The following is a 17,090-nucleotide window of genomic DNA, read 5'->3' as shown; positions in this document are numbered from 1 at the left end:
GCATGGCGGCGGCGGGTATACCGCGCAAATGTGCGAAGGCGCCCATCGTGTTGGCACGCGCCCATGAGAAAGCACGGCGGCGTTCGGGCGGCAGCGTTTCGGGAATGATGAGATAGCCATAAAGCGCATTTGCGAGCGCGAGGCCTGCGGCAGCGAAGAAGGGCGCGCGCGGTCCAAATTCACCGAGGAAACCGCCGGCGACCGGGCCGATGATGAAGCCAAGGCCGAAGGCTGCGCCCATCAAGCCGAAACTTTGCGCGCGGCTTTCCGGCGGCGTGACGTCGGCGATATAGGCATTGGCGGTCGAGTAGCTTGCGCCGCAAATGCCGGAGATGAGGCGACCGATGAAAAGCCAGATGATGGTGGGGGCAAAGCCCATCAATATGTAGTCGAGGCCCATGGCGGTGAGCGAGAGAAGCAGGACAGGGCGCCGGCCGAAGCGGTCGCTGAGATTGCCTATGATCGGTGAGCAGATGAATTGCGCCAGCGCGTAGATGAACAAAAGCCAGCCGCCGTAACGCGCGGCCTCGCTCAGGCCTTCGCCTGTCAGGTCTTCGATCAGTTGCGGCAGCACCGGCAGGATGATGCCGAGGCCGATTGAATCGATGAGGATGGTGACGAAGATGAAGGCCATGGCCTTCTTCGTGGTTGTCGCCTTCATCGCGCTTCCGCCCTTGCCGATTGCGATAGCCTAGCCGTAGAGAGCCTTGGCGCGCTTCTGCATTTCTTCAGGCGAGACGTCTTCGATGTGCTGGGTAACGGTCCAGCGGAAACCGAAGGGGTCTGTCACCTGTCCGGAGCGCTCGCCGTAGAACTGGTCGGCGACAGGGCGCAATGGGGTTGCGCCTGCGGCGACGGCGCGGTCGTAGACGGCTCTCGCATCGTCCACATAGAGAGTGAGTGCGATGGGTGTGCCGCCGAGCGATTGCGGGCTCAATATGCCCGCCTCCGGATGCTCGTCTGAAATCATCAGCAGCGTATCGCCGATGGTGAATTCGGCGTGGCCGATGCGATTTTTCGGATCGAGAATGCGCGGGCCCGTTGCGACAGCGCCGAAGGCTTTCTTGTAGAACTCGATGGCGTCGGCAGCGCCCTTGGCGCAGAGGTAGACACCAACCTTATTCGCTTTGCCGGTCATGGCTTTCCTCCCTCGATGTGTTTCCTGATGAGCACGAGGCGATCGGGCCGCAAACCTTGCACCTCTTCGCATCAGGAATGAAGACCTGTGTGGGGCACTGGCCGGAGGGGGTAGGGGCGAGGCTGGGTGCCAGAAACGCAAATGGCCGGGCGCTGGGCCCGGCCAAGAATTTCAGTCGCTGGCCTTAGCCTTATGCAACCGTGAGATTTGCGGCCGAGGTCTTGCCCTTTTCGGTCACGAGCTCGTAATTGATTTTCTGGCCTTCATTCAGCGAGCTGAGGCCCGCACGTTCGACGGCACTGATGTGCACGAACACATCACGTCCGCCGTCCGACGGCTGGATAAAGCCGTAGCCCTTTTGCGCGTTGAACCACTTCACAGTACCAGTAGCCATATTCGTCTCCTTGCGCACTTGCGTGCGGAAATAACCACGCTCCCATCGCGCGGCGGATGACAACCTGATTTTGGGAAGTGTCTTGATTGGCCCGAAGGGCAGAGCAGCCAAGGCAGGCCAAAATGCGATTGCTCAGAAATCTGACAGGATTAAATCGGGAGAGTCAACCGTATTTAGGCCGCTTTACGCGACGTAATACCCAGCGCAACGGCGCCAAGTTCTTGTCGGTACTAGCGAAATCCTGACGGTCTGAACGGATACCCTCAAGAGGTATGCCTACTTCTCGATGCCTTTGCGCACGAAGGTGACGGCATAGAAAAGCTCGCCGTCGAACAACTCTTTCGGCGCACCGAGGCCCTCGATCATCTGGAACTTGCGCTGAACGATCTGGCCTTCCATGCGGTAGCCCTTCTCGCTCATGTTGCGACGATGAAACTCCATGGCCGCTGGCGTGAAGTCTTTGGCGAGCACGGTGATGCGCTCGGGATCGCTGGTTTTCGTCTCGTCAGCCATGCCGGTATCGGTCCTTGAAAGGGGCGGTAAGAAGCGTGGACGGCCACGCGGGCGCAGTATGCGGCGAGGGCGTTTGTTTGTCGAGTAAGAGGGGTGGCGCGGGCGGTTCTCAAAGAAAAAGCGCGATGTGTTGCATCGCGCTTGTTTCATGTCCGAGAGGCACCGCGCTGCGGCGCTGGCGTTCTAGTTGTTGGGGCGGAGATAGTAGCCCGTGCCCTGCCAGTTCATGTCGCGGGACAGGTCCGGCTGGCTTGAACTGGTCGCCCCGAAATTTGCCGTGCCCGGTGCAATGGGGAGGCCGGTGATCGGGTCTTCCTTGCTGGTTCTCGTCGTCATCGAGAAGCCGCTATTCGTGGTCGTGTTGCTCGGCGAACCGTCGAAGTTCGCGCCGCCGTCGGTCTGGACCTGATAGCTCGAGAGAGCGGAAGCGGGAACCGCTGCAATCATAAGGCCGGCAGCGCCAAGGGCAGCGGCGATGGTGATTTTGCGCATAGGTGTTACTCCGATTCTGTTTCTCAACAATCTGGGTCCGCAGAGGAGATACCGCGCGTCCCAAGGTGTCAAGGAAGGCAACATGAAATCGAGGCGAGATTATGGAGATGGGGGATATTAGCTCAATTTCGGCTCAATATTCCCCGTTTATCGCCGTTCGTCATGGCCGGACTTGATCCGGCCATCCACGTCTTTCTTTTCTGCGTGTGAGAGAAGGAAGACGTGGATACGCGGGTCAAGCCCGCGCATGACGGGTGTGGGGTCGTAGCAATCAAAAGCCTTCCAGCGTCGCGTAGCGGTCGCGGTGGAAGTTGGCGTCGCCGAAGGTGGCGGCGGCCACGCGGGCGCGCTTCATGTAGAGGCCGATGTCGAACTGATCGGTCATGCCCATGCCGCCACGCATTTGCAGCCCTTCATTCGTCACGCGGCGCGCGGTTTCCGAAAGGCGGGCCTTGGCGAGGCTTGCGATCTGGGGCACGTCGTTGCGGCGTGCTTCGAGCGCGGAAAGCGCGTCGAGGACGACGGAGCGGCAAAGCTCGATCTCGGCGAACATGTCGGCGGCGCGATGCTTCAATGCCTGGAAGGAGCCGATCGCGACACCGAACTGCTTGCGTTCTTTCAGATAGTCGATGGTCGTGTCGAAAACTTCCTGCACAAGGCCGAGCAGTTCAGCCGCAAGGCCGATGCGGGCGATGTCGAGCACCTGTTCGAGCACGTCATTGCCGCCATCGACCGAGCCCAGCACGGCATCGGTCGAAACGCTGACATTGTCGAAGGCGATGTTGGCAGCGTTGCGGCTGTCGACCATCAGTGTGCGCGTGATCGTGACGCCCTGCGCCTTGGGGTCGACGAGGAACAGCGTGACGCCGGACTTGTCGTTGTCGGCGCCGGATGTGCGGGCCGCGACGATCAGACAGTCGGCGACATGGCCGTCCAGCACGAAGGTTTTTTTGCCCGTGATGCGATAGGCAGCACCTTCGGGTTTTGCGCGCATTGCGATGTGGTTCGGGTTGTGGTGTGCGCCTTCTTCGAGCGCGAGGGCGATGACGGTTTCGCCCGCCGCGATGGCGGAGAGAATTTCCTGGCGCTGCGTTGCGCTGCCTGCAAGCTGCACGGCGGAGCCGCCAAGCAGAACGGTCGAGACGAGCGGGCTTGCGGCGAGCGTGCGGCCTGCCTGTTCAAGCACGAGGCCAAGGCCGACGGGGCCGAAATCGGAGCCGCCGTATTTTTCCGCCGTCAGGATGCCGGCAAAGCCGAGATCGGACATTTCTTTCCAGACGCCGCGATCAAAGCCGGTTGCGTCATGCGTATCGCGAAGCTTGCGCAGATTGGCGACGGGGACGCGTTCCTGAAAGAACTGCGTTGCCGTATCGCGCAGAAGCTGTTGTTCCTCGGTCAGTACCAATGCCATCGGACTTGAACTCTTATGTTTGTTTGATTGCGCGGGAATTCAGTCGGGCAGGCCAAGCACGCGCTTGGCCACGACATTGAGTTGCACCTCAGACGTGCCGCCTTCGATCGAATTGCCCTTCGAGCGCAGCCATGACCGCGTGATGCCAATCTCGTTCGGCGTGAAGCCTTCGCCTTCCCAGCCGAGCCCCTGCGTGCCGAGAATTTCGAGCATCAGCTCGTAGCGGCGCTTGTTGAGCTCGGTCCCGTAATATTTGAAGATCGACGAGGCGGCGCCCATGCCCTGACCGGCCTTGGCTTCTTCGGCCGTGCGCTGAAGCGTCAGCGCGAAGGCCTTGCCGTCCATTTTTTGCTGAGCGATGTGCTCGCGCAACGCCGCGCTTGCGACCTTGCCGTTCGTCTCGCCGAAGTAATCCTTGGCGAGGCTTTCGAGGCTCGCGCTCGAGCCGACGCCGGAGCCGAGGCCCATGCCGGAGATCATGTCGCGCTCATGCTGGAGAAGGCGCTTGGCAATCGTCCAGCCCTTGTTCAATTCGCCGACGAGATTTTTCTTCGGTACCTTCACATCGGTGAAGAAGGTTTCGCAGAAGGGCGATGCGCCGGAGATCATCGAGATCGGGCGGGCTTCGACGCCGGGCGATGCCATGTCGAAGAGAAGGAAGCTGATGCCGTCATGCTTCTTCGTGCTGTCGGTGCGCACGAGGCAGAAAATCCAGTCGGCCTTGTCGGCGTAGGAGGTCCAGATCTTCTGGCCGTTGACCAGATAATGGTCGCCCTTGTCCTCGGCCTTTGTTTGCAGGCCTGCAAGGTCGGAGCCTGCGCCCGGCTCGGAATAGCCCTGGCACCAGCGGATTTCACCGCGCACGATCGGCGGGATGAATTCGTTTTTCTGGTCTTCGTTCGCATATTCGAGAAGGGCGGGCCCAAGCATCCAGAGGCCGAAGCTCGACAGGGGTTGGCGCGCCTTGATGCGGCGCAGCTCCTGCCCGAGTACGAGGTTTTCTTCCTTGGTCAGCCCGCCGCCGCCGTAAGCCTTGGGCCATGTCGGCGCGGTCCAGCCGCGGCTCGCCATGCGGTCGAGCCACAGTTTCGATTCCGGGTTTTTCCATCTGGCGTTGCGACCGCCCCAGGGTGTCTCGTCCTCGGGCATCGGGGTGCGCATGGAAGGCGGGCAATTCGCCTCCAGCCACTCGCGCGTTTCCTGGCGGAACTTCTCAATCGGTTCCATGCGGCATGTCCTCGTACTTGAATGCGGGCTTCAATTGCAGTTGCGACAACATATCAAGCGAGGAGGCTCGCGCAATTGTCCATTCATGCAATTGCATTGGTCGTAAGCAGGCGAAAGCGGCGGAGAAACGCCAATGCGCTTCTCCGCCACTGTATCAGGCGACGCCGAGTTCCTGCTTGGCGAAGGCGGTGACCGTCTTGTAGTCGGCCTTGCCGTTTGCAGCGCGGAAGGCGACTGCGGTGCCGATGAGGATGCGTTTCGGCGTCTTGTAGCCCGCGAGCTGCGCGCGGACATGGGCGCGGAGCTGTTCTTCGTCGAATTGCTGACCGGGCGCGATCTTGACGATGCCGGTGACGGACTGGCCCCATTTTTCGTCGGGCAGGCCGACGACGAGTGCGTCTTCGACTGCCGGGTGGGTCTTCAGCGCTTCTTCGATTTCTTCGGGATAGACTTTTTCGCCCGCCGTGTTGATGCAGGCGGAGCCGCGGCCGAGAAGCGTCAGCGTGCCGTCCGGCTCGACGGTGCACCAGTCGCCGGGGATCGAGTAGCGCTCGCCGCCAACCGTGCGGAAGGTCTTGGCGGTCTTTTCCGCATCCTTGTAGTAGCCGACCGGGATCGGCGCGCCCAGTGCGATGAAGCCCGGCTTGCCGGAACCGGGAACAACCGGCTCGTCATTTTCGTCGAACACCTTGCAGCGCTCGCCGATCTGGAATTTGGCGGTGGCGATTTCGCCGTCTTTCGTCATCAGCGAGGAGCCGAGGCCGACGGCTTCCGACGCGCCAAAGCTGTCGGTCATGATCGCGTTGGGCATGTATTTCAACAGGCCGCGCTTCACTTCCGTCGACCACATGACGCCCGACGAGATGATCGTCACGATGCTGGAGAGATCGTAGATAGGCCGTTCTTCGAGCGCGCGAAGCATCGGCTTTGCGAAGGCGTCGCCGACGATGGCGACCTGCTGGACCTTGTTGCGATCGACGGCGGCCCAAAGCTCATGGGGGTCGAGCGACTGGTTATCGAGCGTGACGACGCAGCCACCGGACAGCATGTTTCCATTGGCGGTCAGAAGACCCGTGCCGTGCATCAGCGGGCAGGCGGGGATCATCGGGCCGGCAGGGCCGACAAGCTTGATCGCTTCGATGAGCGCGGGCAGCGTTTCCGGCACCGGGCCGAGGCGGCGCAGCGCGGCGAGCTGGACTTCGCGCAGATCGTTATGCGTCCACATCACGCCCTTGGGCATCCCGGTGGTGCCGCCGGTATAGATGAAGAGCATGTCGTCGGGCGAGCGTTTGATGTCGATCTGTTCGCCCGATCCCGTCGTCGCCAGCGTTTCATAGCGCTCTGCAAAGGGCGCGATCTCGCCGCCATTGTTCACTTCAACCCAGGTCTGGACCTTGGTGAGACGTGGACGGATCTGTTCGATGATGTCGCGGAACTCGCTGCCGTAAACGACCGTCTGCGCATCGGAGTTGTCGAAGATGTAGAAAACTTCGTCGGCCTTGTAGCGATAGTTGACGTTCACATGGGTCAGGCGCGCTTTATAGGCGGCGGCGAGCAGCTCCATATATTCGGGGCGGTTGCGCATGTAGAAGGCCAGCTTGTCGCCGGGCTTCGCGCCGCGTTCGATGAGTGCGCGGCCAAGATTGTTGCTGCGCTTCGTCATCTCGCCCCAGGTAATGCGGCGTGTGCCGTGTATGAGCGCCGGCGAGTCCTGCGGCAGCACGGGCGAAATGGCATCGAGAATGTCGCCGAAATTCCAAGGCATCACGTTTCTCCCAGAAGTCTTTTGATTTTATCGGCCTGAGACGGCCAGATTTGTGATTGCCGGTATATTACATTGAAAATCAGGCGCGTCACGTATCGCAGTCCTGCGCGCCGCCCCCGGGCCCCGAGGCTCAAGCTTTCAAATATGTCAGCAGCGTTTCGGCTCGATAGGGTCGGGCATCCACACTACGCATGTGGATTTTCCCGCAAATGGCCGCTCGGGATAGCCGTTACGGGCAAGGTGCAAAATGGCGTCGAAAAACGGGCCGTCGATGCGCACTGCAGTGTTGGCGTTGTAAATGCCGCTATAGGTTTCGCCCACTTGCGTCACCAATGCGTTCAGTTCCGTCGCGTTGACGGCAATGACGAATGGCTGGCCGTTTATCTCGATCATCAGCGGGCCGCCGGACCAGCCCGGCATCATGTCGCAATCATGATTGAAGGCGCGGGCGTCGAAGCGGTTGATGTCGGCGTTCACCTTGCGCATCGGGCCGCAATGTTCCGAGACCATCAGCGGGCCAATTTCACCGTTATGGCCGGCGAGCAGAAACTTCGCGCCGTCTTCCCGGAGCGCGTCGGCCTCTTCCGGCCGCATGACGAGCGGCTCGAGCGGCTGATATTTCTGCGGGGCGTTGCGGACAAGCATGGCGACGGCCCAGTCCTCATTCCACGCGTCGTCGGGTCTTGCCGTTCCCAGCAGAGTGAAGGCGATGGGCGTTGCGTCATCGTCGCGGCCGCCCGGCCAGAATTCGCATGGCGCCAATCGCTTGTCGTCGCGGCTGAGAAAGGCGTGTGCGACGGTGATGATGATGTCGCGGCGGCGTGATCCATGCGGTGCTACGAGGGCGGCTGTCGGGCGGCGCGTCGTGTCTTTGCAGACGATGAGGCCGACGGCGGAGAGCTTGTCCGCATCGGTTAGCAAGCGGCGGTCGTCTTTGCCGAAGATATTTGCATGAGCATAAGAGGCATATAGCAGCGCGAGCGCCACGGCCCCGGCCGCGATCCATGTCAACTGAAGCCACGCCGCGCGGTGAAGGTTCATGTGCCCTCTGCCCGAGAACCAGAACTCCGTACGAGTATGTAGCCTAGCACATTCGGGGGCGGGCGTGGCGCCCCTCATCCTGAGGAGCCGCGCAGCGGCGTCTCGAAGGACGAGGCCAATGAAGATGCGGCTCTCGATTACTTCGCTGCGTTCGCAATGACGGCAAACAAAAAGGGCGGCACCCGCGAGTGCCGCCCTTTTGCATTTAATGAAACGCGCTTATTCGGCTGCCGACATCTTGTCGAGCGAGTAGTTGCGGTTGCCCTGGCCGTTGAGCTGGAGCAGGTACTTGATGCCTTCTTCCGCGATGTCGTCGCCGACCATGCGGTCGCCTTCGAGGTGCAGTTCGCGCATGTCGATAAAGGCCGCGTAGTTGGCCGAGGTGCGGCTGGTGATGATGCCTGCCTTGAGGAGCGTCTTGATCAGAACACGGAAGATGTTCGTCGTCTCCTGCATTTCCTTGCGGATATTGGCATCGGTCAGGGCTTCCATGAATGCGCCCTGCACCCATTCCCATTCGAGGCCGACAGCGGCGTAGATGTGCTTCTTCTGCTCGGGCGAACCGAGGTTGTAGAGCAGCACTTCGAAAATGTGCCAGGCCCAGTCTTCGATCGCGTCGCGCTCGGCCGGGTTGATGTTCGGGATCGTGCGGTCGGCCCAGATCTTGCCGAACTTGTGATGGAAGGCTTCGTCCGTCATGACGAGCTGCATCAGCTTCACCATCAGCGGGTCGCGGCTGACCTTGTAGAAGGTCGCAAAGGCGCCCATGGCGAGGCCTTCGACCAGCATCTGCATGCCGACGATCTTCTTCCAGACGAGAGGCGTCGTGACCAGATCGGTCAGCACATCGCCGAGGGCGGGACCGACCTTAACGGGCTTGCCCCAGCGCGCCTGAATGTAGCGGGAAAAACCGGCGACGTGGCGGGCTTCTTCGCGTGTCTGGTTGGCAGCGTATTCCTGCGCGCCCGGATCTTTCAGGATGTGGCAGAGCGAGGCGGAGAGCGCCAGTGCGCCGGCTTCGCCATGCAGGATCGAGGACAGGCCCCATTGCACGTCGAGATTGACCAGTTTGATCTTCTGCTTCTCGTCGAGCTTTTCGCCGACGGCAGTTTTCAGATCGGTGTTCTGGCTCGGGTCGATGAGGTACTCGTTCTCCATGTCGAAGGGCGCGGAGAAGTCGATGTACTTGGTGTCCAGCGGATCCCAGAAATGGTCATGGGTCGCGGAGATGATTTTGTCGAAGGCGGTCGAGCGCTTGTTGTAGCGGTCAACTTCCATCATCGCGGGGAAATCGTTCGGGGCGACGGCCTCATAGGCAGCGTCAACCGTAATATTCGTGTCGATCTTCGTCATGTCTCCTCCCAGAGCCGATTCGAGAGATTCATACAGAGCCGGGGGCTGGCCAGCCTCATCCCAATAAATATAGCGCCAAGGATTAACAGATGCAAAAAATAATGACGCCTCTGTCATTTTTGATTCACGCGGATTGGAACGTCGCGGAAATCTGCGCTTTTGCAGGTGTGCGGGGCGATGAAAATGATAGTCTGAACACCAAAATCGGCCGAAAACGGGGAGCGGGATGCTGAAAACAGGGTTTACCGAGACAGCGCATGGGAAGCTTGCCTGGGTCGATACAGGGGGCGAGGGGCCGGTCGTTCTCTTCATTCACGGCAACTCCTCCTGCAAGGAAGTATTCGGTCGCCAGCTCGTCAGCGAATTGGGGCTTAGCTACCGGATGATCGCCTTCGACCTGCCGGGACATGGCGCGAGTTCGAATGCGCCTGACCCGGCGCTCACCTATTCAATTCACGGTTTTGCGGATGCGGCCATCGCTCTTCTCGATGCGCTTCGCATCGATCGCGCGGTCATCGTCGGCTGGTCGCTTGGCGGACATGCGGCGCTCGAGATGATGGTGCGCTGGCCCGGCACGGTGGCGGCATGGATCACCGGCACGCCGCCCGCAGGCGCGGCAGATATGGGCGAGGCGTTCTTGCCGTCGCTGCAGGATCTCACCTTCAAGGAGAGCTTCACGCCTGAGGAAGCACGCCGTCATGCGCAGCATGGCATGGGCGAGAATGTCGAGCTGCTGCCATGGATGGTTGAAGCGGCTGTGCGTGCCGATGGGCGCTTCCGCTCGCTGATGCTGCAATCGGCGATTGCGGGGCTCGACCTCGATGGACGCGATATTGCCGAAACAGCAACGCAGCCGCTGGCGGTCGTCTCCGGCGAGAAGGAGCCTTTCGTCAATAATGCTTTTCTGAAGACGCTGGCCTACAGCAATCTATGGGATCGCAAGGTGCATATTCTCGAAGGGCTGGCGCATATGCCCTTCTGGGAGGATGCGTCGCGCGTCAATCCGCTGCTTGGCCGTTTCCTCGATGACGTGACGGGCTGATCAGCCGTTGTCCGCCTCGCGAGCGACGAGGCGGCGCGTCGGCGAGGGGCCGCGATAGGTCGGCGTTTCGACGATATGGGCAGGTCTCGCAATCGCCGCGATCAGGCGTTCATAGAGCAGCATGGGCGTTACCGGCTTCACGATGTAATCGGTGACGCCTTCGTCGCGCGCACGGGCGATGATTTCCGGCCCCACATGACCCGACAGCATCAGCACGGGAATGTCGCTGCCTTGTCCCGGCGCATCGTCGGGTTTGCGCATGGCGCGGATCGCGCGCGTCATTTCATAGCCGTCCATTGGATGCATTGCGCCATCGGTGATGACGATGTCCGGCGCGCGTTCGACGAAAAGTTTCAGGCCCGTATGGCCGTCTGCCGCGCATATGATTTCGCCGATTCCGATGGCTTCCAGCAGCGCGACCAGCAGTCTGCGCATCTCGCCGCTGTCTTCGACCAGCAAAACTTTCAGCCCTGCGAAAAGTTCTGTGTCGCGTGACGGCGGGAGCTGTGTCATCCGACGGACCTTTCGCCACCCGTCGCATCGATCAGCAGTTCGAGGGAGCGCAGCGTCTCATGGGCGAGGCTCGCATCCGGCTGCGGATCGTCCAGCGCGTCGCGCATGGCCTCGACGTGAAAGCCGACGATGGTCGTGTCGAGGTTCGAGCGCGTCTCCATATAGCCGCAGAGCGACTTGGCGAAGCTGCCGACAATGGGATGGCCGAAGGTGCCTGCAAGGCCGCGCACATCATGCGCGATGGCGTAGAGCTGGCCGCGCGCTTCCGCAATGCCCGCACAGGCGCGGCCGATCAGCGGCGGCAGTTGGTCGATTTGCGCCGACAGGGTTTCGGCATATTTCGCGGAGAGTTCCTTGATCGTGCGCTGCATCTGGTCGAGCAGGCGCGGATCGAGCCGAATGGGCGCGACGTAATCCGGCCCGAGCTTGCGTTCGGCAATGGAGGGCAGGCGAATGAAACGCGCGTCGACGCCGTTTGAGTTCTGCGATCTGAAAGGGTCACTCATGATTGTCTCTCTCAGATAAGGGCGATGTTGTTTGACATGGCCGCGCCATCGAAAGTCATGTCGTTGCGCGGCATGTCGGATTTCGCGAGGCTCACACTCTCGACGTAATCGCGCGGGCGGTTCACAGCGACGACGAGGCGTTCATAAAGCAGGCGGGGCGACAGGGGCTTGCAGATAAAATCGGTGATGCCGATATCGCGCGCTTTTTCCACGGCGGATAATTCGCTATGGGCGGACACCATGATGATGGGGATGCGTCCAATGTCGCGGCTGTCGGCGGCGCGCATGCGGCTTGCAAGCGCGAAGCCGTCTGTCGGCTCCATGGCGGCGTCGGTGATGACGAGATCGGGTTTGTGCTGAAGGTAGTAGGACCATGCCTCTTCGCCGTCAGCCGCCACATATATGTGGCCGACGCCAAGCACGCGGAGAAGTTCCTCTAGCAATTTACGCATGTACTTGCTGTCATCGACTGCAAGTACCGTCAATGTCTCGAAAACTGATCGAGCCATGTTTCCCCCCGACAAGCACAGCATGTCCGGCGCCCCACGCGCCAGAATGTGCTCGCCGAAAGACTATCGGGAAGGTCTTAAAATTCTTGTACCGGGAAGCGGTACGGCGCGCTTATGCGTTGAAAAGAAACGCCCGTTTCATGCTCGCGCCGTGAATATCCAGGCCCCGCCATTGAGGGCGACGCCGTCCGCCGTCAGATGTTTGGCAAGCTCGGCGCGCACCGCATCGGTGACACGGGCGCGAAGATCGTCCGGCGCTTCGGTGAGAAGGCGCGAGAGCGGCCCGATTTCAAGCGACTGGGCAAGCGCTTCTTCGAGCGGGTTGCCTTCAGGCACGCCGAGGACAAGTTTGGCGTCGAATGGCGTCGCCTTTATGTCGCGAAAGCCTGCATCGCTGAGAAGGCCGGTGACGCGATCGCTATCGGCAAAGGCGAAAGGTCCGGGTGCGTCCGGCGGCGTCGGCTCGAAAGGCGGCAGCAGGGGCAGGGCGGCGCGCATCGGCGCGGATAGCCACGGATTTTCGGCCATCCCCCGCCAGCAGACAAATGCAAGGCGACCGTTCTTCGTCAGGGCGTTACGCAGATTGCTGAAAGCCGAGACCGGATCGTCGAAGAACATGATGCCGAAGCGCGAAATCATCAGGTCGAATGCATCGGGACCAAAATCATGCTGCGAGGCGTCGGCAACGCTGAAGGCGGCGGAAAGGCCGCGCGCGGCGTTGCGTTCCCGGGCGCGGGTAATCATGGGGAGTGAAATATCGACGCCGAGCGTGCGGCCCTCCGCGCCGGTCAGTGCCGCCGCCTCAAGCGTCGTCGCGCCGCAGCCGCAGCCGATATCCATGATGCGTTGGCCGGGGCTGATGGTCGCTGCTTTGAGAAGCGCGTTTCCAAAGGGCGTCAGCATGCGATCGAGGCGGTCCTGATAGCGGACCCATTTCGCACCCATCGCGCCGTTCCAGGCTTCGATCTGTTCAGCGTTCGCGTCGCTCATTTTCGCCTCCTGAATTGCACGCTTTTCCCGAAGGGGTAGAGCGGCAGCTCCAAGATGGGAGAAAAATCACTTCTCGCCAAGAGGCTCGACGGTTTCGAGGATATCGAGGTCCAGCGGCTGGGCGTCGTTGCTTGTGCCATGCAGCAGGGTGTCGGCCCCTGTGGGCAGGTGGGATTCGATGGGTTTGGCGCCTGCGAGTTCCTGGAGGCGGCCAAGGCGGTCGGCAATCAGCGCCGCATGGTCGGAAAAACGCATACTGACTTCGGCGATCCGGCTTTGCGCCGCGTCGATCTCGCCCAGAATTGTCGCGATTTCTGCGTCTTCCGCGAAGGCGGAACGGGGCGGCGAAAGTGCAAGCCCGCCTTCGCCGGTCGTCAGATTGACCACGGCGATGGCGATGCCCGAGCGGCCTTCATAGTCGAGTGGAATGTCGAACGTCGCATGCTGGCCGCCGATCAGGCAGCCATTGATGAGGTTTATGCGGTTATGCGCGGCGGAGCCGACGGCGGCGTCGATTTCGGCGCGCACATCGTCGTAGCGTCCGGCCAGAAGCGCGCGGCGCCCGAGATTGTCGGATTTGGCCGCGCCTGCGACGAGGTTTGCGCCTTCGCGCAGATGATCGTTCACCGCATCAATGGCGAGCACGGCGGTCTCGATCGTGGAGAGGGCTGTTGCGATGCGCATGCCGAGTTCGGCGGCCGAACGATAGGAGGAGGCCACAGCCGAATGGCGCAAGGCGCGGGCGACCGCGCTGCGGGAGACGCGGGGCGCTTCCGGAGGCGGGGGCGTCCGCTTGGTTTTCCGGCGCCGCTTCAGCAGGGAAGAAAGACGCATTTGTCTGATGGCCCGTCGGATGCGTGAATCAAAGGCTTAAGGCGCGAAATTAAGCTCCCATTCGTTGATGCACTCTAAAGATCGCCGCGCGCAAAAGCTGCCGTTCCTGTTTCATCTGATAAAGTCGGAGAATGATGGAACGAATCCCCAGATCTCTGCTGAAATTGTTAATGCCTATGGCGCGCATCTATTGGCGCTTCACTCGGCCTTTGACCATGGGCGCGCGCGGTCTTGTCCGCGACGCCGAGGGCCGCGTGCTGCTGGTGCGGCACACCTACACGCCCGGCTGGTATCTGCCGGGCGGCGGCGTCGACCGGGGCGAGACATTGCAGGCAGCTGTCATTCGGGAGATCGACGAGGAGGCGGGCATCATCGTTGCGAGCGATGCCGAGAAGCCCCGGCTTGTGGGCGTCTATGCGAATTTTCGTGAATTCAAGTCGGACCATATCGCGCTCTTCGTCGTCGGGCCGGGCAGCTATGAGCGCGTGTCGCGCAAGAGCCTCGAAATTGCCGAGACGGGTTTTTTCAGCCCGGATGACTTGCCGGAGGGCACGACGACGGCAACACGGGCTCGCATCCGCGAGGTTATGGAAGGGGTTGCGCCACCTGAATACTGGTAGGCCAGAATCTATGAAGCGGCTTGCGGCGTGTTGATGATCGAGATTTTTGCGCCGGGATTGGCGCTTGAGATCACGACATGGCCGCCGAGCTGCTTGGCCAGCGCTTCGACGATGCTCGTGCCGAGGCCGACCTTCGTGGCGGCGGAGGGCAGCGGCCTGCCGATACCATCGTCGGTGACAGAAAGCGTCCATCCCGAGGCGTCGACTTCATAGCGGACGATCACCAGGCCACCAACACCATCGGGGAACGCATGTTTCAGCGCATTGATGACGAGCTCGGTGACAATCAGGCCGAGGCTGACGGCGTCATGCGAACTGATCGACGCTTTATCGGCGATCACCTCGAGCGTGAGAGGGCGGTTTTCCCGTATCATTGAGGAGGCGAGGCTTTCGCAGAGCTTGCTCAGATAGGGGCCGACATCGACATCGCCAAGGCTTGCCTGCAGATGTTGCTGTACGGCGGCGACCGACATGACGCGGTCATGGGCGTCCTGCAGGTGAAGCCGTGTCTCTTCCGACTTCACCGTGCGCGCTTTCAGCAGCAGGACGCTGGCGATGATCTGGAGGCTGTTTGCGACCCGGTGCTGCATTTCCTGAAGCAGGATGTCGCGTTCGCGCAGCAGGTTGTCTTTCTCCAGAAGGAGCGTGACATTCATTTGCTCCGTATGACGAACATTTGTCACGTCATTTATGGTGAGCAAAATCCGCGCATTCGTCTCGTCGTCATAAACGAGATTTTGCACATGCAGGATCAGCCTGCGAGGGGGGAGGCCGGGGCGCTCGAGCTCCGTCTCGTAGTCCCCCATCTCGGACCCGTCGGTGAGCGCGTTCTCCAGAAGGAGACGCAATTGCGGCATGTCCCATTCGCCCTTGCCGAGTTCATCAAGCGAACGACCGTCGGTCTGGTCGGGATGCATGTCGAAGATCGAGCAGAAGGAGCGCGTGGCGCAAACAACACGCAAATCGCCATCAAACAGCAATAAGGGCAGGTGAGACGTGTTCATGAGAGCGCGAGACAGGCTCAGCGCAGCCTCGGATTGTCTTGCTATGGTGGACATTTGCCTATCCTTCGGCGACCGCGGCTTCGCGGAGCGCATGTCCGCCAGTGGCGAACTTTACGCTTGAGCGGCTCGAACGGAAGTCCGTCGCAATGCTGCTTTTTGAAAGATAGCACGAAGGATAGGCAAAAGGTTGGGATTATACGCGTTAGAGAACGGGCCGCTTATCTCCCCACGGACGAGCCTGTTCGATCTGTCCGGCGAGGCGGAAGAGTGTCGCCTCGTCGCCAAACCGTCCGGTGAACATCATTCCGAGCGGCAGGCCATCCGCGCTCCATGCGAGCGGCATCGACATGGAGGGCTGGCCGGTCATGTTGTAGACGCCGATATTGGGCACGTATTCGGCGCTGTGCCGCATATAGGTGCCGATGTCGCTCGTCATCGTATCGAGATGCTTGAGCGGGATCGGCGGTGTGCCGAGCGTCGGCGAGAGATAGACGTCGTAGCGATTGTGAAACTTCGCCATCTTGCGGCCCATCTGGTGAATGTAGAGCATCGCTTCGGCGTAATCGGCGCTGGAGCGGGTCTTGGCGACATCGGCGACGAGCAGCGTGAATTTTTCGATGTCGTTTTCCGTCAGCTCGCGGCCCAGGGCCGCGGCGCGCTGGCGGACCGTCAGCGCGATATTGCCGCCGATGATCGCCGCCTGATGGTTGCCCATTTCACCGGGATCGATTTCAGGCGCGGCTTCCTCGACCTCGTGACCGAGATCGGCGAGAAGTTTCGCCGTCGCTTCCACGGCAGCGACAACTTCCTTGTGCCAAAGGGTTCCATCCGGGCGCTTTGCCGAGAAGGCGATGCGGAGCTTGCCCGGCGCGGTCGATGCTTCCTGCAGGAAGGACCGTGTAACGGCGGGCGCCGCATAGGGGTCGCCATCGGCGGCGCCGTGCGTCGCGTCGAGCATGGCGGCGCTGTCGCGCACCGAGCGCGAGACGACATGGGAGATCGACATGCCGCCCCAGCCTTCGCCACGATCGGGGCCCATGGGCGTGCGTGCGCGCGTGGGTTTCATGCCGAACAATCCGCAAGCTGCGGCCGGAATGCGGATCGAGCCGCCGCCGTCGCTCGCATTGGCAACCGGAACGAGCCCGGCAGCCACGGCTGCCGCTGCGCCGCCTGACGAGCCGCCTGCGGAGTGTCCGAGATTCCATGGATTGCGCGTCGGCCCATAGAGGCGCGGTTCGGTCGTCGGCGAGAGGCCGAATTCGGGTGAGTTGGTCTTGCCGAAAATGACGAGACCGGCAGCGAGGTAGCGGTCGGTCAGCGTCGAATTATGATCGGCCATATTGGTCTTGAAGGCCGCCGAGCCGAAGCTCGTGATCGTGCCGTCGAGAAGGAGGTGCAGGTCTTTCAGCAGAAAGGGCACGCCCTTGTAAGGCCCTTCGGGAAGGCCGCGCGCGATCTGGGCGCGGGCTTCGTCGTAATGCTTCAGGACGACGGCATTGACTTTCGGATTGAGCTTTTCGGTGCGGGCGATGGCTTCATCGAGCAGCTCTTCAGGCTTTACGCTGCCCTTGGCGACGAGTTCGGCCAGACCGAGGCCATCATACTTGTCGTAATCCGCAAAACCCGCCATCTCGCCATCTCCCTCGAATTTGTTGTTTTCTTCGTTTCATTCTACGGAGCGAAAGCAAGGCGGCTAGCGTTTTGTTGGAAAGAGGGAGCAAGATTGTCCCAAGGGGCG

The 17,090-nt window shown here is 61.2% G+C and carries 19 protein-coding genes; 2 read left to right on the top strand and 17 right to left on the bottom strand.

Annotated features, from left to right (window positions below; translation table 11 throughout):
* From WA943_RS04180 to WA943_RS04135, 10 genes are all read right to left on the bottom strand, one after another.
* Positions 1-661: MFS transporter (locus tag WA943_RS04180; RefSeq protein WP_424468590.1), on the bottom strand; the 661-nt coding region annotated here is incomplete at its 3' end.
* Positions 662-691: 30 nt separating this feature from the next.
* Positions 692-1,138 (bottom strand): VOC family protein, encoded by a 447-nt coding sequence (locus WA943_RS04175; RefSeq protein ID WP_424468589.1) that lies wholly within the window; start codon positions 1,136-1,138, stop codon positions 692-694.
* A gap of 190 nt (positions 1,139-1,328) precedes the next feature.
* Complete coding sequence (locus tag WA943_RS04170; RefSeq protein ID WP_424468588.1) at positions 1,329-1,532, bottom strand: cold-shock protein; 204 nt, start codon at positions 1,530-1,532, stop codon at positions 1,329-1,331.
* A 276-nt stretch (positions 1,533-1,808) separates the two neighbouring features.
* Positions 1,809-2,045, bottom strand: coding sequence for an AMP nucleosidase (locus tag WA943_RS04165; protein ID WP_424468587.1), 237 nt, complete (start codon positions 2,043-2,045; stop codon positions 1,809-1,811).
* A 183-nt stretch (positions 2,046-2,228) separates the two neighbouring features.
* Positions 2,229-2,537, bottom strand: coding sequence for a hypothetical protein (locus WA943_RS04160; protein WP_424468586.1), 309 nt, complete (start codon positions 2,535-2,537; stop codon positions 2,229-2,231).
* A gap of 271 nt (positions 2,538-2,808) precedes the next feature.
* Positions 2,809-3,948, bottom strand: coding sequence for an acyl-CoA dehydrogenase family protein (locus WA943_RS04155; RefSeq protein WP_424468585.1), 1,140 nt, complete (start codon positions 3,946-3,948; stop codon positions 2,809-2,811).
* 39 nt (positions 3,949-3,987) lie between these two features.
* On the bottom strand, positions 3,988-5,175 hold the full coding sequence (locus tag WA943_RS04150; protein ID WP_424468584.1) for an acyl-CoA dehydrogenase family protein: 1,188 nt from the start codon (positions 5,173-5,175) through the stop codon (positions 3,988-3,990).
* A 154-nt stretch (positions 5,176-5,329) separates the two neighbouring features.
* Positions 5,330-6,940 carry an acyl-CoA synthetase gene (locus WA943_RS04145; protein ID WP_424468583.1) on the bottom strand — a complete coding sequence of 537 codons (1,611 nt, stop codon included), beginning with the start codon at positions 6,938-6,940 and terminating at the stop codon, positions 5,330-5,332.
* Positions 6,941-7,087: 147 nt separating this feature from the next.
* Complete coding sequence (locus tag WA943_RS04140) at positions 7,088-7,981, bottom strand: trypsin-like serine peptidase (RefSeq protein ID WP_424468582.1); 894 nt, start codon at positions 7,979-7,981, stop codon at positions 7,088-7,090.
* Positions 7,982-8,200: 219 nt separating this feature from the next.
* The gene (locus WA943_RS04135; RefSeq protein WP_424468581.1) at positions 8,201-9,334 is read right to left on the bottom strand and encodes a ferritin-like domain-containing protein; all 1,134 of its coding nucleotides are present in this window, start codon (positions 9,332-9,334) and stop codon (positions 8,201-8,203) included.
* 226 nt (positions 9,335-9,560) lie between these two features.
* Between WA943_RS04135 and WA943_RS04130 the strand changes: the two genes are divergently transcribed.
* Positions 9,561-10,376: an alpha/beta fold hydrolase gene (locus tag WA943_RS04130; protein WP_424468580.1), complete on the top strand. Its 816-nt coding sequence runs from the start codon at positions 9,561-9,563 to the stop codon at positions 10,374-10,376.
* Here the strand turns inward: WA943_RS04130 and WA943_RS04125 are convergent, their stop codons facing one another.
* The 5 genes from WA943_RS04125 to WA943_RS04105 form a co-directional block, all read right to left on the bottom strand.
* Entirely contained in the window at positions 10,377-10,889 is a 513-nt protein-coding gene (locus WA943_RS04125; RefSeq protein ID WP_424468579.1) for a response regulator, read from the bottom strand.
* Positions 10,886-11,395 carry a hypothetical protein gene (locus tag WA943_RS04120; protein WP_424468578.1) on the bottom strand — a complete coding sequence of 170 codons (510 nt, stop codon included), beginning with the start codon at positions 11,393-11,395 and terminating at the stop codon, positions 10,886-10,888. Before WA943_RS04120 ends, WA943_RS04125 begins: the two co-directional genes overlap by 4 nt.
* Before the next feature lie 11 nt (positions 11,396-11,406).
* On the bottom strand, positions 11,407-11,904 hold the full coding sequence (locus tag WA943_RS04115; RefSeq protein ID WP_424468577.1) for a response regulator: 498 nt from the start codon (positions 11,902-11,904) through the stop codon (positions 11,407-11,409).
* Positions 11,905-12,042: 138 nt separating this feature from the next.
* A complete protein-coding gene (locus WA943_RS04110) occupies positions 12,043-12,894 on the bottom strand; it encodes a class I SAM-dependent methyltransferase (protein ID WP_424468576.1) in 852 nt (283 codons plus the stop codon).
* A gap of 66 nt (positions 12,895-12,960) precedes the next feature.
* Positions 12,961-13,728: a hypothetical protein gene (locus WA943_RS04105; RefSeq protein ID WP_424468575.1), complete on the bottom strand. Its 768-nt coding sequence runs from the start codon at positions 13,726-13,728 to the stop codon at positions 12,961-12,963.
* A gap of 170 nt (positions 13,729-13,898) precedes the next feature.
* Between WA943_RS04105 and WA943_RS04100 the strand changes: the two genes are divergently transcribed.
* The gene (locus tag WA943_RS04100) at positions 13,899-14,348 is read left to right on the top strand and encodes an NUDIX domain-containing protein (RefSeq protein WP_424468574.1); all 450 of its coding nucleotides are present in this window, start codon (positions 13,899-13,901) and stop codon (positions 14,346-14,348) included.
* 8 nt (positions 14,349-14,356) lie between these two features.
* Here WA943_RS04100 and WA943_RS04095 read toward each other — a convergent pair whose 3' ends face one another.
* Positions 14,357-15,406, bottom strand: coding sequence for a sensor histidine kinase (locus tag WA943_RS04095; RefSeq protein WP_424468573.1), 1,050 nt, complete (start codon positions 15,404-15,406; stop codon positions 14,357-14,359).
* A gap of 148 nt (positions 15,407-15,554) precedes the next feature.
* Complete coding sequence (locus tag WA943_RS04090) at positions 15,555-16,982, bottom strand: amidase (protein WP_424468572.1); 1,428 nt, start codon at positions 16,980-16,982, stop codon at positions 15,555-15,557.
* Between the last annotated feature and the right edge of the window lie 108 nt (positions 16,983-17,090).

Source organism: Parvibaculum sp. (assembly GCF_049651025.1).
Taxonomy (GTDB): Bacteria; Pseudomonadota; Alphaproteobacteria; order Parvibaculales; family Parvibaculaceae; genus Parvibaculum.
The sequence above is the reverse complement of the archived record's forward strand: the minus strand, read 5'-3'. Positions and strand labels throughout refer to the sequence as shown.